General features: G+C 60.8%; 12 protein-coding genes. 5 read left to right on the plus strand and 7 right to left on the minus strand.

All coding sequences use genetic code 11. From position 1 onward, the window contains the following. Positions 1-18: 18 nt before the first annotated feature. Both ALTER154_RS17880 and ALTER154_RS17885 read left to right on the plus strand, forming a co-directional pair. A complete protein-coding gene (locus tag ALTER154_RS17880; protein WP_178093219.1) occupies positions 19-987 on the plus strand; it encodes a response regulator in 969 nt (322 codons plus the stop codon). Between the two features lie 3 nt (positions 988-990). Further along, positions 991-1,446: a PAS domain-containing protein gene (locus ALTER154_RS17885; protein ID WP_090255456.1), complete on the plus strand. Its 456-nt coding sequence runs from the start codon at positions 991-993 to the stop codon at positions 1,444-1,446. A 69-nt stretch (positions 1,447-1,515) separates the two neighbouring features. On the opposite strand, the gene ALTER154_RS17890 is transcribed toward ALTER154_RS17885, so the two are convergent. The 4 genes from ALTER154_RS17890 to ALTER154_RS17905 form a co-directional block, all read right to left on the minus strand. Further along, positions 1,516-2,856 (minus strand): DEAD/DEAH box helicase, encoded by a 1,341-nt coding sequence (locus tag ALTER154_RS17890; RefSeq protein ID WP_160089088.1) that lies wholly within the window; start codon positions 2,854-2,856, stop codon positions 1,516-1,518. A gap of 203 nt (positions 2,857-3,059) precedes the next feature. After that, on the minus strand, positions 3,060-4,154 hold the full coding sequence (gene zapE / locus ALTER154_RS17895; protein ID WP_160089090.1) for a cell division protein ZapE: 1,095 nt from the start codon (positions 4,152-4,154) through the stop codon (positions 3,060-3,062). A gap of 150 nt (positions 4,155-4,304) precedes the next feature. Beyond that, on the minus strand, positions 4,305-5,651 hold the full coding sequence (locus tag ALTER154_RS17900) for a tryptophan--tRNA ligase (RefSeq protein WP_160089092.1): 1,347 nt from the start codon (positions 5,649-5,651) through the stop codon (positions 4,305-4,307). Between the two features lie 145 nt (positions 5,652-5,796). Further along, positions 5,797-6,426, minus strand: a complete 630-nt coding sequence (locus tag ALTER154_RS17905; protein ID WP_160089094.1) for an alpha/beta hydrolase — start codon at positions 6,424-6,426, stop codon at positions 5,797-5,799. A gap of 152 nt (positions 6,427-6,578) precedes the next feature. Between ALTER154_RS17905 and ALTER154_RS17910 the strand changes: the two genes are divergently transcribed. Beyond that, a complete protein-coding gene (locus tag ALTER154_RS17910) occupies positions 6,579-7,016 on the plus strand; it encodes a YhcB family protein (protein ID WP_160089096.1) in 438 nt (145 codons plus the stop codon). Positions 7,017-7,190: 174 nt separating this feature from the next. Here ALTER154_RS17910 and cysN read toward each other — a convergent pair whose 3' ends face one another. The 3 genes from cysN to ALTER154_RS17925 form a co-directional block, all read right to left on the minus strand. Continuing rightward, positions 7,191-9,089, minus strand: a complete 1,899-nt coding sequence (gene cysN / locus ALTER154_RS17915; RefSeq protein ID WP_160089098.1) for a sulfate adenylyltransferase subunit CysN — start codon at positions 9,087-9,089, stop codon at positions 7,191-7,193. 1 nt (position 9,090) lies between these two features. Then, positions 9,091-10,008 carry a sulfate adenylyltransferase subunit CysD gene (gene cysD / locus ALTER154_RS17920; protein ID WP_160089100.1) on the minus strand — a complete coding sequence of 306 codons (918 nt, stop codon included), beginning with the start codon at positions 10,006-10,008 and terminating at the stop codon, positions 9,091-9,093. Between the two features lie 276 nt (positions 10,009-10,284). Then, positions 10,285-11,043: a Nif3-like dinuclear metal center hexameric protein gene (locus ALTER154_RS17925; protein WP_160089102.1), complete on the minus strand. Its 759-nt coding sequence runs from the start codon at positions 11,041-11,043 to the stop codon at positions 10,285-10,287. Positions 11,044-11,154: 111 nt separating this feature from the next. Between ALTER154_RS17925 and algW the strand changes: the two genes are divergently transcribed. Both algW and ALTER154_RS17935 read left to right on the plus strand, forming a co-directional pair. Then, positions 11,155-12,297: a Do family serine endopeptidase AlgW gene (gene algW / locus ALTER154_RS17930; RefSeq protein ID WP_160089104.1), complete on the plus strand. Its 1,143-nt coding sequence runs from the start codon at positions 11,155-11,157 to the stop codon at positions 12,295-12,297. Positions 12,298-12,392: 95 nt separating this feature from the next. Beyond that, positions 12,393-14,477 carry a TonB-dependent siderophore receptor gene (locus ALTER154_RS17935; protein ID WP_160089106.1) on the plus strand — a complete coding sequence of 695 codons (2,085 nt, stop codon included), beginning with the start codon at positions 12,393-12,395 and terminating at the stop codon, positions 14,475-14,477. Positions 14,478-14,492: the final 15 nt, after the last annotated feature.

A 14,492-nucleotide genomic window follows, 5' to 3' on the forward strand; every position in this document is an offset into this window, starting at 1 on the left:
GTCTGCGATGACTCGAACATGGCGCGCAAGCAGTTGATCCGCGCCCTGCCGCCTGAATGGCCAGTGACCATCAGCCAGGCCACCAATGGCCAAGAAGCCTTGACCGCGCTGCGTCAGGGGCTGGGCCAGGTGATGCTGCTGGATCTCACCATGCCCGTGCTGGACGGTTATGAAACCCTCGCGGCCATGCGCGCTGAGGGCCTCGCCTGCAAGGTCGTGGTGGTGTCCGGCGACGTGCAGGATGAAGCCGTCCGCCGGGTGAAAGAACTCGGTGCACTGGCCTTTATCAAGAAGCCGGCTGACCCCGACACCCTGCGTAACACCCTGCTCGAACTGGGCCTGTTCGACCCCAAAGCCACCCCGACTGCGCTTGCTCAGGCTGCCGTACTGGATGAGTTGAAGGTCAACTTCCGCGATGCTCTGCGCGAAGTGACCAACGTCGCCATGGGCCGCGCCGCCGCGTTACTGGCCAAGGTGCTGCACGTTTTTGTGCAATTGCCGGTGCCCCAGGTGAATATCTTCGAGGTCAGTGAGCTGCACATGACCCTCACCGACGCCATGCGTGGCGAGCGCCTGAGCGCGGTGTGCCAGGGCTTTATTGGGGATGGCATCGCCGGTGAAGCACTGCTGCTGTTCCATGACTCAGAAGTCGCCGACATGGCGAAGCTGCTGGGCTGGCAGCCGAAAGACGACACCCAGACCTCGGAAATGCTGCTGGACCTGGCCAGCATCCTCACCGGCGCCTGCCTAGCCGGGATCGCCGAACAGATCGACGTGCGCTTCTCCCAGGGCCATCCACAGCTGTTGGGCCAGCATTCCTCCATCGAGCGGCTGATTCACCTCAACCAGCGACGCTGGCGCAAAACCCTGGCCATTGAGGTGAGCTATAGCCTGGAAGCCCACAACATTCACTTTGATCTATTGCTGCTGTTTACCGAAGACTCGATCAAGCGCCTGACCAACAAACTCAACTACCTGATGAGTTAAGCCATGCCAGCACAGATAGACATCAAAGAGGTTCACTGGCTGCTCGATATCGTGCAGTGCATTGACGTTGGCGTGATCGTGCTCGACCGCCAATACCGGGTTGAGGTGTGGAACAGCTTTATGGAAAACCACTCTGGCATGGGCCCGGACGAGGTGCACGGCAAAACCCTGTTCAGCCTGTTCAGTGAAATCGACGAAGCCTGGCTACGGCGCAAGGTGGATACCGTCGTAGCGCTGGGCACCCGTGCTTTCAGCCTATGGGAACAGCATCCCTACCTGATGCACTTCAAGAACTACCAGCCGATTACCGGCCAGGAAGACTTTATGTACCAGAACGTCACCCTGCTGCCACTGGGCGGTTCGGGCAACGCGGTGGAACATATCTGCGTGGTGATCTACGACATGACTGCCGCGGCCACCCATAAGAAACAACTGGAAGCAGCGCAGGCCAATCGCTAAGCGATTTGCCCGCGAGCGGCGCATACGGGCAAAAGACGCCCCCGGATTGCATCCGGGATGCGGCTGAGATTACTTAACAAACTTACCGGGCTTACCCGGTTTACCGCCAAAGCTCGGCACCTTGCGTACAGCCTTGACCGCCGGCGCAGCCGGTTCATCGGTCTCCATCCAGCGGCCCAGGCTGCCGCCTTTACCGCCGCCGACCACTTTCGGCTTCTTGGCTTTTTTCGGCTTTTTCACCACCTGGCCGCCGGGCAGGGTCTGCGGCACGCGGTGGTCGGGGATAAAGTCTGGTTCGTCGATGCGCTGCAGCACTTGCTGGGTCAGGGTTTCGATGGCCGAGAGCAGCTGCACTTCATCAGCGCAGACCAGCGACACCGCCTGACCGGTGGTGCCGGCACGCCCGGTACGGCCGATACGGTGCACATAGTCTTCGGCGACGATGGGCAGGTCAAAGTTGACCACCAGCGGCATGTCATCGATATCCAGGCCACGGGCTGCCACATCGGTGGCCACCAGCACCTTGACCTCGCCGTCCTTGAAGCGCTGCAAGGCCCGCTGGCGGGTGGCCTGGGGTTTGTCGCCGTGGATCGAGTCGGCGCTGATGCCATGGCGCTGCAGCTCAGCTTCCAGCTCATCCACGCCCTTGCGGGTTTTCACAAACACCAGGGCCTGGCTCCAGCGCTTGCTCTGGTAAAGGTGCAAAAACAGCTCGCCCTTGCGCTTCTTGTCCACCGGAATCAGCCACTGTTTGACCGACTTGGCGGCGGCGTTGCGCGGGCTGACTTCGATACTCAGTGGGTCTTTGAGCATCTGCCCGGCCATGGCGCGAATGGCGTCGGAGAAGGTCGCGGAGAACAGCAGGGTCTGGCGCTTTTTCGGCAGCGCCGCGAACACACTTTCCAGCTCGTTGGCAAAGCCCAGGTCGAGCATGCGGTCGGCTTCATCCAGCACCAGGGTCTGCACCTGGTTGAATTTCACCGCATTCTGCCGGTACAGGTCGAGCAAACGACCCGGTGTGGCTACCAGCACGTCCACGCCTTTGCGCAGCTTCATCATCTGCGGGTTGATGCTGACCCCGCCATACACCGCATAACTGCGCAGCGGCAGGTGCTGGCCATAGGTGATAAAGCTCTGCAGCACCTGCTCGGCCAGCTCGCGAGTCGGCACCAGCACCAGCGCACGCACCGAATTACTGGCCACCTGCGGCCCTTCCATCATCAACCGCTGCAACACCGGCAAGGCAAAGCCAGCGGTCTTGCCGGTGCCGGTTTGCGCGGCGGCCATCAGGTCACGCCCCTTGAGCACCGGCACGATGGCCTGGGCCTGCACGGCGGTGGGGGTTTTGTAGTCGAGGCTGTCGAGGGTGCGCAACAGAGGTTCGATCAGGCCGAGGGAAGCAAAGGTCATAGGGCTAACCGCAGAAATAAGTCGATGGCGCAGAGTTTATCCTGCTTGTACCTAAAACACGCCGGATCAAAACTTGCTGGCGATCTTGCGAGCTAGAGACATGCAAGGCGAAAACAGGCGAGGAAGCGGAGTGTACTGGTGTACATGAGCATTCCGAGCCTGTTTTTAACGCAGCAGGGCCGACGCGCAGCTGATCGCTGTTCTCAGGGCTTGTGCGGCCGTGCGAGAAACTCGTGCGACTGCATTTCCAGCAAACGGCTGAGCGTGCGCTGGAACTCGAAGGTCAGGCGACCGCCGGTGTAGAGGTCTTTCAGCTCCACTTCGGCGGAGATGATCAGCTTGACGTTGCGGTCGTAGAACTCGTCCACCAGGTTGATAAAGCGCCGGGCCATGTCGTCCTTGGCGGTGCTCATCTGCTCGACGTTGGCCAACAGCACGGCATGGAAGATCTTGCCCAGTTCGATGTAGTCGTTTTGGCTGCGCGGGCCATCACACAGCTCGCGGAAGTCGAACCAGGCCACGTCATCACCGACCTTGCGCGCCACAATGGCGCGGTTCTCGATCATCAGCGCCTCGTTTTCCTGCACCACGCAGTGCTCGGGCAGCAGGCTGACAAAGCTCTTCTGCAGGCTCTCCTCGGCGGCAGCGCCCAGTGGCCAGTGGAACAGCTCGGCCTGCTCGAGCGCGCGCAGGCGGTAATCGATACCGCTGTCGACGTTGACGATCTCGGTGTGCTGCTTGAGCAGGGCGATGGCTGGCAGGAAGCGCGCGCGCTGCAGGCCGTCCTTGTACAGGCCGTCTGGCACGATATTGGAGGTGGCAACCAGGCTCACACCGTTCTTGAACAGCTCGTCCATGAGGGTGGCGAGGATCATGGCGTCGGTAATGTCACTGACGAAGAACTCGTCGAAGCAGATGACCTTGGCTTCGTCGGCGAAGCGCTTGGCGATAATGGTCAGCGGGTTCTTCTCGCCCTTGAGGGTGCGCATTTCTTCATGCACGCGCTTCATAAAGCGGTGGAAGTGCGTACGCATCTTCTTCTCGAACGGCAGCGCGTCGAAGAAGGTGTCGACCAGGTAGGTCTTGCCGCGACCAACGCCGCCCCAGAAATACAGGCCCTTGACCGGCCCCTGGGGCTTTTTGCCGAACAGCTTGCCGAATACGCCGGCGCTGCCCTTGTCGGCGGCGATCAGCTCGTCATACAGACGCTGCAAATGACGCACCGCCGTTTCCTGGGCAGCATCGTGGAAGAAATCAGGGCGTTTAAGGTCAGCCTGGTAGCGTTCTAGGGGCGTCATAAATTCGTTAGCCGGGCAAGTAAAACGGGGGCGTCACTTTAGCGACGCCCCCGTTGATTGGCAATCGGGTAGGTTGGCGTTGAGCGCAGCGAAGCCCAACAAAACGCAATGTTGGGCTTCGTCGCGTTGCTCCTCGACCCAACCTACACCTCAATCCTGCGGCGCCAAGGCCTCACGCAGGCGCTGAATCGCCGCCTGACAGGCCTCGCTGTCGGCGAATGACGGGCTTTGTGCCACGCACTCATCGTCCAACCAGACGGCAAAACCGCCGTCCTGCTCGCGCACATCCAGTGTTTCACCGGACTGCAGACGCTTGTTGACCATACCCGCGGCCTTGCCATCAGCAAAGGATTTGGACAGCAACAACTGCTCGCCAGCGGCATCCAGTAGGCGGAAACGGAAGCTGCCGTCGTCATCGCGGAAGCTGACAAAGCGTGCGCTCTTGCCGGCTTTCTTCTTCTCACCCGCCGTGTTGACGGCCTGGCTGCGGAACGAGCGCAGCCCCACGGCCTCACGCAGCTCACCGAGAAACGGCGTGGCGATCTTGCGCGCCTTGGCGGCACCGGCCAGCAGAATGTCTTCCAGATCAGCCGGTTTGCTGATCAGCGCGTGATAGCGCTCGCGGGCTTCGCCCAGCTCGGCTTCCAGCAGGGTGCACAACGCCTGCTTGGCTTCGCCCCAGGCCAGGCCACCTTCCAGCGCAGCACGGAAGTCCGCCTGCTGGGTCGGTGCAGCAAAGGCCTGGTAGAGGGTGAACAGGTGCGAGCTGTCCGGGTCTTTCGGCTCGCCCGGCAGTTTGGAATCGGTTACCACACGTGCAACGGCATCCTTGAGCTGCTTGGCACTGCCGAACAACGGAATGGTGTTGTCGTAGCTCTTGCTCATCTTGCGGCCATCAAGGCCTGGCAAGGTCGCTACGTCTTCCTCGATCACCGCTTCGGGCAGGGTGAACAGTTCCTTGCCATTACCAAACAGGTGATTGAAGCGCTGACCAATATCGCGGGCCATTTCCACATGCTGAATCTGGTCGCGGCCGACCGGCACCTTGTGCGCGTTGAACATCAGGATGTCCGCCGCCATCAGCACCGGGTAGCTGAACAGGCCCATGGTGATGCCAGCATCCGGGTCTTCACCTTGCTCGACGTTCTTGTCCACCGACGCCTTGTAAGCGTGGGCGCGGTTAAGCAGCCCCTTGCCGGCGACACAGGTGAGCAACCAACACAGCTCGGGAATCTCGGGGATATCCGACTGGCGGTAGAAGGTTGCCTTTTCGGTATCCAGGCCCAGCGCCAGCCAGGTCGCGGCGATTTCCAGGCGGGAACGCTGGATACGCGCCGGCTCATCGCACTTGATCAGCGCGTGGTAGTCGGCGAGGAAGTAGAACGAATCCGCATCGGCGGCGCGGCTGGCGACGATGGCCGGGCGAATCGCGCCCGCGTAGTTGCCCAGGTGCGGCGTGCCGGTGGTGGTGATGCCGGTAAGGATACGAGTGGTCATATTCAAATTCGCTTTGCTTGAACCATCTTACTGATCTTGCGAGCTAGAAGCTGGCTAGGCAAAAGCAGGCGAGGAAGCGGAGTGTACGGCTGTACATGAGCATTCCGAGCCTGATTTTAACGACGCCAGGTCGACGCGCAGCTGATCAGAGGCGAGGCAGCAGCAGATCTTTTAGGTCTGTAAGCTTGCCGTGAAAAAAGTGGCCGCATTCTGCCACTTTCAGCAGCTCATGGGCACGCCCGAGTGCCGCCGACCATTGGTACACCACCTGCGGGTCGATCACTTCGTCGTCTTCGGGCTGAATCAGGATCAACGGACAGTCGCTGGCCGGTGGTGTTTCTGCGGTCAAGCGATGCACGGCCGGGGCCACCATAAACAGCTTATCGAGTTTCACACACTGGGCTTCCAGGCGGGCGCCGAGCGCAGCGGCGACAAAGCCACCGAAGGAAAAACCCAGCAAGGTCAGCGGTAACTCGGGGTGTTGCGCACGCAGCCAGTTGGCCACGGCCTCGGCGTCATCCACCTCACCGCTGGCCATATCGTGACTGCCTGCGCTAGCGCCGACACCGCGGTAATTGAAACGCAACGTGGCCAGGCCACAGTCGCGGGCCGTGCGTTGCAGGGTGGAAACCACCTTATTGAGCATGGTGCCACCCTGCACCGGGTTGGGGTGGCAGATCAGCGCCACGCCACGGGCATCAGGGGTATCCAGCCAGAGGGCTTCGAGTTGGCCGCTGGGGCCGGCAATCATCAGAGGGGTTTCGCGGGTGAGCAACAGGGAACTCCGTGACCTCGCAGTGGGTCGACTCGTCTAGCTGACAGCCTGCGCCATAGGCAACACCGCAAACATTTCGGCATTGCATTGCGGTATACAGCGCAGGTTCGAGCCGTTAACGTAAAGCAAAGCCGTTTAGAGAGGAAGGACTCGTGGAACAGACGCTTACCGCCTGGTTGCTACCCGCCATTACCCTGGTAGCAGGCATTGCCATTGGCTTCCTGATTGCTCGCCTGGCACCCAACGCAGCGCCCAGCCGAACCCAGCGCCAGCTGGATGAAATGCAGGAGCGTTTCGACGCTTACCAGAGTGAAGTGGTCAGCCACTTCAACACCACCGCCAGCATGGTGAAGAAACTCACCCAGAGCTATCAGGACGTGCAGGAGCACCTGTCCGACGGCGCCAACCGCCTGGCCCTCGACGAGCTGACTCGCCAACGTCTGCTGGCCACCCTGCACGCCGAAGATGCCAGCGAAAAACGCGAACGCCTAACGCCACCGAAGAACAACGAAATGCCCAAGGATTACGCGCCGAAAAGCGCCGATGTGCCGGGCATGCTCGATGAAAACTACGGTTTGAAGAACAAGTAATAATCGCCCGCCAAAAAAGCCCTGGTCTAAACAACCGGGGCTTTTTTGTTGGAGTCGGGACTGCAGGAGTGGCGGGGCCGCCTCGTTCATGCCCGCGAAACAGTCATCACGGGCAAAAACCCGCGTCCAATAAAAAGCCCCGCACTGGGCGGGGCTTTTTATTGGACGGTAGCGTTAGATCGCACCACGTTCGCGCAGCAAAGCCAACACCTGCTTGACGCCCTCTTCCACCGACACCGACTGCGTATCGATCACCAGATCGGCATTCAGCGGAATATCGTACGGGAAGGACTCGCCCGGGATATTGTCACCACCGGCTGCGTACAGACCCTGCGGATCACGCTCGGCGCAGACCTGCGGAGACGCCTGCACGTACACGGTGATCAGGCGCTCGGCACCGATCAGCGCCTTGGCCTGTTCGCGGCCTTCAGCATCCGGGGCGACGAAGGCGGCCAAGGTCAGCAGACCGGCTTCGTTGAACTGACGTGCAACATGAGCAGCACGGCGCCAGTTCTCGGTGCGCCCGGCGCGGTCCTGTGGCAGGCCCTTGTTCAGGTCATGGCGCAGGTTCTGGCCATCGAGTACATAGACCGCACGACCAGAGTCGAACAGCTTGCGCTCCACGGCGTAGGCCAGGGTGCTCTTGCCCGCGCCAGAAAGACCGCTGAACAGCACAGTAGCCGGCTGCTGGCCGAAGCGCACGGCACGCTCTTCGGTGGAGACATGCGCCAGCTCGCCGTGGTGGCTGCCACCACCTGCGCCAACCGGATCGGCGATGATCATGCCGGCACCCACGGTGCCGTTGGTCAGACGGTCGATGACGATAAACGAACCGGTGGTGCGGTTGTGCGCATAGCCGTCGAGCGCAATCGGCGCATCCAGAGCAATACGCACCTGGCCGATTTCATTGAGCTGCAGGCTGCTCGCCGCACCATGTTCCAGAGTGTTCACATCGACCCGGTGGGTGATGCTGGCGATGGAGCCCGGCACATAGCTGGTGGCGCGTTTGATATCGTATTTCTTGCCCGGCAGCATTGGCTCTTCAGCCATCCACACCAGCATGGCGTCGAAGCTGTCGACCACCTGCGGACGGTTGTCGGCATGCACCAGCATGTCGCCACGGGAGACGTCGATTTCGTCTTCCAGGGTGATGGTGATCGCCTGACCCGGACCGGCCTGCTCCAGCTCACCTTCGAAGGTGACAATGGACTTGACCTTGCTGCCCTTGCCCGACGGCAGCGCAATGATTTCGTCGCCCTTGCGCACGATGCCGCTGGCCAGGGTGCCGGCGAAACCACGGAAGTTCAGGTTCGGGCGGTTAACGTACTGCACCGGGAAACGCAGGTCGGTGAAGTTGCGATCGCCGGCGACTTCAACGGTTTCGAGAATTTCCATCAGCGACTGGCCGGTGTACCAGGGCGACTGCTCGCTCTTGTTCACCACGTTGTCACCTTTCAGCGCCGACATCGGCACGAAATGCAAGGAAGTCGGCTTCAGCGCGATGCCTTCGGCGAACTTCAGGTAGTCGGCCTTGATCTGCTCGAACACGCCTTGATCGAAGCCCTTGAGGTCCATCTTGTTGATGGCCACCACGATGTGCTTGATGCCCAGCAGGCTGGCGATAAAGCTGTGGCGCTTGGTCTGGGTCTGCACACCGTAGCGCGCGTCGATCAGGATGATCGCCAGGTCGCAGGTGGAGGCGCCAGTGGCCATGTTACGGGTGTACTGCTCATGGCCGGGGGTGTCGGCGATGATGAACTTGCGCTTGGAGGTCGAGAAATAGCGGTAGGCCACGTCGATGGTGATGCCCTGCTCGCGCTCGGCCTGCAGGCCGTCGACCAGCAGTGCCAGGTCGATGTCATCGCCGGTGGTGCCAACTTTCTTCGAGTCCTTGCTGATGGCTTCCAGATGGTCTTCGTAGATCATCTTGGAGTCGTGCAGCAGGCGGCCAATCAGAGTGCTTTTGCCGTCGTCGACGTTGCCGCAGGTAAGGAAGCGCAGCAGTTCTTTACGCTCGTGCTGGGCCAGGTAAGCGAGGATGTCTTCGCTGATCAGATCGGATTGGTGCGACATATTAAAAGTACCCCTGACGTTTTTTCTCTTCCATGGAACCGGCAGCATCGTGGTCGATGACGCGGCCCTGACGCTCGGAAGTACGGGTCAGGAGCATTTCCTGAATGATGTCAGTGAGGCTGGTGGCCGTGGACTCCACCGCGCCGGTCAGCGGGTAGCAGCCGAGGGTACGGAAACGCACCATCTTCTTGGTGATACGGGCTTTCTCTTCATCGGAAAGGTGCTCGAGGATGCGATCGTCGTCGATCATGATCAACGTGCCGTTCTTCTCGATCACTTCACGTTCGGCGGCGAAGTACAGCGGCACGATCGGGATCTGTTCCAGATAGATGTACTGCCAGATGTCCAGCTCGGTCCAGTTGGACAGCGGGAACACACGGATCGACTCGCCCTTCTTGACGTTGCCGTTGTACACATTCCACAGCTCGGGACGCTGGTTCTTCGGGTCCCAGCGATGCTTGCTGTCGCGGAACGAGTACACGCGCTCCTTGGCGCGGGATTTCTCTTCGTCGCGGCGCGCGCCACCGAAGGCGGCATCGAAGCCGTACTTGTCCAGCGCCTGCTTGAGGCCCTCGGTCTTCATCACGTCGGTGTGCTTGGCACTGCCGTAGGTGAAGGGGTTCATGTCCTGCGCCACGCCATCGGGGTTGATGTGGGTGATCAGGTCCAGACCATACTCGTTGACCATCTTTTCGCGGAAAGCGTACATCTCCTGAAACTTCCAGCGCGTATCGACGTGCATCACCGGGAACGGCAGCTTGCCCGGAAAGAACGCCTTGCGTGCCAGATGCAGCATCACGGCGGAGTCTTTACCGATGGAATAGAGCATCACCGGGTTGTCGAATTCGGCGGCCACTTCACGAATGATGTGGATACTTTCCGCCTCCAGCTGTTTCAGGTGGGTCAGTTTATCGAGCATGGCTACTCACGAAATGCGATGTGTTTGGGCCGGCGGGCCGTGGACGAGGGCGCACTCTAGCACAGCACCCACTTCTAATCAGGAGCCTAGTTAGATCGAAACGATCTAGCTTTATACCTGCCGGGAAGACCATTCAGAACCTGCTCACGAGATAGCGAGCTAGAGCCAGACAAGGAAAAAATGGCCGAGGAAGCGGAGTTTACTGGCTGTAAATGAGCATTCCGAGGCCATTTTTAACGCAGTCTGGCCGACGCGCAGCAGATCGTGTGCAGGTTCTTAGATAGGATTGGGGCAATCGATAAAAAGATGTTCAATGGCAAAACGCCGCGCCAGGTAATCGCCTAAAGCCTGCACACCATAACGCTCGGTGGCGTGATGGCCAGCGGCGATAAAGCTGATGCCATTTTCGCGTGCGCTGTGGAAGGTCTGCTCGGACGCTTCGCCGGTCAGGTACAGATCGACCCCAGCGGCAATCGCCTGATCGATATAACCCTGGCCGCCGCCTGTGCACCAACCGACTCGACGAATCATTTCATCGCCTTCGACCAGCAAGGGTTCACGGCCCAGCACCTGATGCACATGGCGGGCGAAATCACGCGGGCTCATGGCCTCGGCCAGCGAGCCGATCAGGCCAACGGTGCGTGGGTTTTCCGGCTCCAGCGGACCTTCCACGGTAATGCCCAGCTGCGCGGCCAGTTGCACGTTGTTGCCCACATCGGCGTGCACATCCAGTGGCAGGTGATAGGCCAGCAGGCTGATGTCGTTGGCCAGCAGGGTTTGCAGACGACGACGCTTCATCCCGGTGATGCAGGGGTTTTCGCCCTTCCAGAAGTAACCATGGTGCACCAGCAGTACATCGGCGTCGGCTTCTACAGCGGCCTCGATCAGCGCCTGGCTGGCGGTCACCCCACTGACAATACGCCGCACCTGCGGCCGCCCCTCGACCTGCAGGCCATTGGGGCAGTAATCACTGATTCGCGCCGCGTTGAGGTAGCGGTCGGCTTCTTCCACCAGGGTCGCCAGAGCTATGGCCATCGTGTTTCCTTATCAACAGGTGTGCGGGCGCTGCTTTATTCGCAGCCACCTCTCTATAATGGCGCACCTTAAGGGGCGCACCTGCCCCCGGCAACCCTCAGGATTGGATCGATGTTCAAGGCCCTGCGTTTCCTCGGCTGGCCCCTGCTGGTCGGCGTGCTGTCGGCACTGCTGATCATGCAGTATTTCCCCCAGTGGGTCGGTTTGCCGGGACAGGACGTGCACGTGCGCCAGGCACCGTTCTACAGCCGCATGCAGGAAGGCCCGGTGTCCTACGCCGATGCGGTGAATCTGGCCTCGCCGGCTGTCGCCAACCTGTACACCACCAAATTCGTCAACAAACCTGCGCATCCTCTGTTCGAGGATCCGCAGTTTCGCAAGTTCTTCGGCGACAACCTGCCCAAGCAGCGGCGCATGGAGTCCAGCCTCGGCTCGGCGGTGATCATGAGCCCGGAAGGCTATCTGCTGACCAATAACCATGTAGTCGCCGGTGCTGATCAGATCGTCGTGGCCTTGAAGGATGGCCGCGAAACCCTGGCCCGCATCATTGGCAGCGACCCGGAAACCGACCTCGCGGTGCTGAAGATCGACCTGCCGGACCTGCCGTTTATCACCCTCGGGCGCTCCGACAATATCCGCATCGGTGACGTCAGCCTGGCCATCGGCAACCCCTTCGGTGTCGGCCAGACCGTGACCATGGGCATCATCAGCGCCACTGGGCGCAACCAGCTGGGCCTCAACACCTACGAAGACTTCATCCAGACCGACGCGGCGATCAACCCCGGTAACTCCGGCGGCGCCCTGGTGGATGCCTACGGCAACCTGGTGGGTATCAACACCGCGATCTTCTCCAAATCGGGCGGCTCGCAAGGCATCGGCTTTGCCATCCCGGTGAAACTGGCAATGGATGTAATGCAGGCGATTATCGAGCACGGCCAGGTGATTCGCGGCTGGCTGGGGATCGAGGTGCAGCCGCTGACCCCGGAACTGGCGGAATCCTTCGGCCTGGACGGACGCCCCGGCATCGTCGTTGCTGGTATCTACCGTAATGGCCCCGCGCAGAAAGCCGGCCTGCAGCCCGGCGATCTGATCCTCAGCATCGACGGTGAAGCCGCCGGTGATGGCCGCCGTTCGATGAATCAGGTGGCACGCGCCAAGCCAGGCGAGAAGATCCGCATCGACATACTGCGCAACGGCAAACCGCTGCAACTGACTGCAGAAATCGGCGTCAGACCGCCCGCCAACGGCAGCTAATCCACAAAATTTTCAATTTGCGCAACGCAATCGATAAACCTTCTCAACTTTAATGTTATGTTATTACATTAAATACAGTAGAAGGATGTTTTACCTTGCGCGCCGCCCACGCCTTACTTGCCAGCCTGCTGGTTCCCAGCGCTGTTGCCGCTGCAGCAGATAACCCCGTTGAGCTCTCTGCCACTACCGTCACCGCCCGCCAGGAGCGAGCAGATAGTCCGGTTCAGGGTTATCGCGCCACCCGCTCGGCCAGCGCGACGCGTACCGATATACCGATTGAGCAGATCGCCCAGAGCATCAACGTGGTGCCCGCACAGGTGCTCGATGACCTGGGTACCACGCGTATCGACCGCGCCCTGGACTTTGCCGGTGGCGTATCCCGGCAGAACAACTTCGGCGGCCTGACTTTCCTCAATTACAGCGTGCGCGGCTTCACCACTGGCGAGTTGTACAAGAACGGCTTCGCCATCAACCGCGGCAGCTACAGCTCGCCGGACGCCTCCGGCATCGAACGCATCGAGGTACTCAAAGGCCCGGCCGCCAGCCTGTATGGCCGTGGCGATCCCGGCGGCATGATCAATATCGTCAGCAAGAAGCCGCAGGCCGAGGCCTTCAGCCAGCTCAAGGCCAGCGCCGGCAGCTGGGATCGCTACCGCAGCAGCCTGGACGTCAACACCCCGCTGAATGACGAGGGCACCCTGCTGTCACGGGTCAACCTGGCAGTGGAGGACAACCAGAGCTTTCGCGACCATGTCGGCAGTGAACGGCAGATCGTCAGCCCGTCGCTGAGCTGGCAGCTGGATGCCGACACCCTGCTGCTGATCGAAAGCGAATTCAGTCGCACCGAATCGGTGTTCGACCGTGGTATCCCGGCGGTGAACAACCGCATGGGCGCGGTGAAAGACTCCACGTTTATGGGCGAACCGAACGACGGCAGCATCCGCAACGACAACCAGATGCTGCAGGTCAGCCTTGAGCATTACCTCAATGACAGCTGGAAGCTGCGCCTGGCCAACCACTACGCCCAGGGCCGCCTGCAAGGCAATAGCTCCGAGCCGTCGCGCTTGGTCGGCGACACCCTGACGCGCTTCTATCGCCAGCGCAGCTTCGAATGGAACGACAGCATCACCCAGGCCGAGCTGCACGGCAGCTTCAACCTCGGCAGCTGGCAGCACCAGACCCTCGCCGGCCTGGAGTACGAAAACTACCGCAACAGCCAGAAGTACCCGCAAAGCGCGACCACCCTGGGCTACGGCCAAAACATCTACCAACCGCAGTACGGCCAGGCCAAGCCGACCATCGTCAACCCCAACGATTTCTTCGAGCATACCGAGAGCTATGCCCTCAACCTGCAGGACCAGATCCGCTTCAGCGAACGCCTGAGCGGCCTGATCGGCGCGCGCTTCGAACGCTATGAGCAAACCGCGCTGAACCGCAGCACGCGGGTCAGCAATGAGCAGAACAAGGATGTTGCCACCGCCCGCACGGGCCTGCTGTATCAGCTGACGCCACAGGTCGGGGTGTTCGCCAACGCCTCCACCTCGTTCAAGCCCAACAGCATCAGCAGCCGAGGTACGGTGTTCAAGCCGGAGAAGGGCCTGGGCTATGAAACCGGGCTCAAGCTCGACCTGCTTGATAGCCGCCTGGGTGCAACCATTGCGCTGTTTCATATCGACAAGGAAAACGTGCTGACCGCCGACCCGGCCAACCCCGGCGACAGCATCGCCGCTGGCAAAGCGCGTAGCCAGGGCCTGGATATGCAGTTCAGCGGCCAGCTCAGCGATGCCGTGCGCATCATCGGCGCCTACGCCTTTATCGATGCCGAAGTCACCGAAGACAACAGCCTGCCGGTGGGCAGCAAGCTACTCGGCGTCGCCCGCCACAGCGGCAGTCTGATGACGGTCTATCAGTTTCAGGAAGGCCGCCTGCGCGGCTCGGATATCGGCGCCGCACTCAACTATGTCGGTGATCGCTCGGGGCAGGCCGGCAGCGACTTCGAATTACCGGCCTACAGCACCGTCGACCTGCTCGCGCGCTACCAGGCCAATGAAGACCTGAGCATCGGCCTGAACCTCAACAACCTGTTCGACCGCGAGTACTACGAGCGCGCCTACAACAACGTCTGGGTCATGCCGGGTGATCCGCGCAACCTCAGCCTCAGCCTGACCCTCAATCTCTGACCCATCACTCAAGGA

Source organism: Pseudomonas sp. 9AZ (assembly GCF_902506525.1).
GTDB lineage: Bacteria > Pseudomonadota > Gammaproteobacteria > Pseudomonadales > Pseudomonadaceae > Aquipseudomonas > Aquipseudomonas peli.

What these genes read in the sequence shown, in the direction of transcription:
- ALTER154_RS17880 (WP_178093219.1), top strand. Translation starts at nt 19, where the DNA reads ATGGCGCGCAAGCAGTTGATCCGCGCCCTGCCGCCTGAATGGCCAGTG.
- ALTER154_RS17885 (WP_090255456.1), top strand. Translation starts at nt 991, where the DNA reads ATGCCAGCACAGATAGACATCAAAGAGGTTCACTGGCTGCTCGATATC.
- ALTER154_RS17890 (WP_160089088.1), bottom strand. Translation starts at nt 2,856, where the DNA reads ATGACCTTTGCTTCCCTCGGCCTGATCGAACCTCTGTTGCGCACCCTC.
- zapE (WP_160089090.1), bottom strand. Translation starts at nt 4,154, where the DNA reads ATGACGCCCCTAGAACGCTACCAGGCTGACCTTAAACGCCCTGATTTC.
- ALTER154_RS17900 (WP_160089092.1), bottom strand. Translation starts at nt 5,651, where the DNA reads ATGACCACTCGTATCCTTACCGGCATCACCACCACCGGCACGCCGCAC.
- cysN (WP_160089098.1), bottom strand. Translation starts at nt 9,089, where the DNA reads ATGTCGCACCAATCCGATCTGATCAGCGAAGACATCCTCGCTTACCTG.
- cysD (WP_160089100.1), bottom strand. Translation starts at nt 10,008, where the DNA reads ATGCTCGATAAACTGACCCACCTGAAACAGCTGGAGGCGGAAAGTATC.
- ALTER154_RS17925 (WP_160089102.1), bottom strand. Translation starts at nt 11,043, where the DNA reads ATGGCCATAGCTCTGGCGACCCTGGTGGAAGAAGCCGACCGCTACCTC.
- algW (WP_160089104.1), top strand. Translation starts at nt 11,155, where the DNA reads ATGTTCAAGGCCCTGCGTTTCCTCGGCTGGCCCCTGCTGGTCGGCGTG.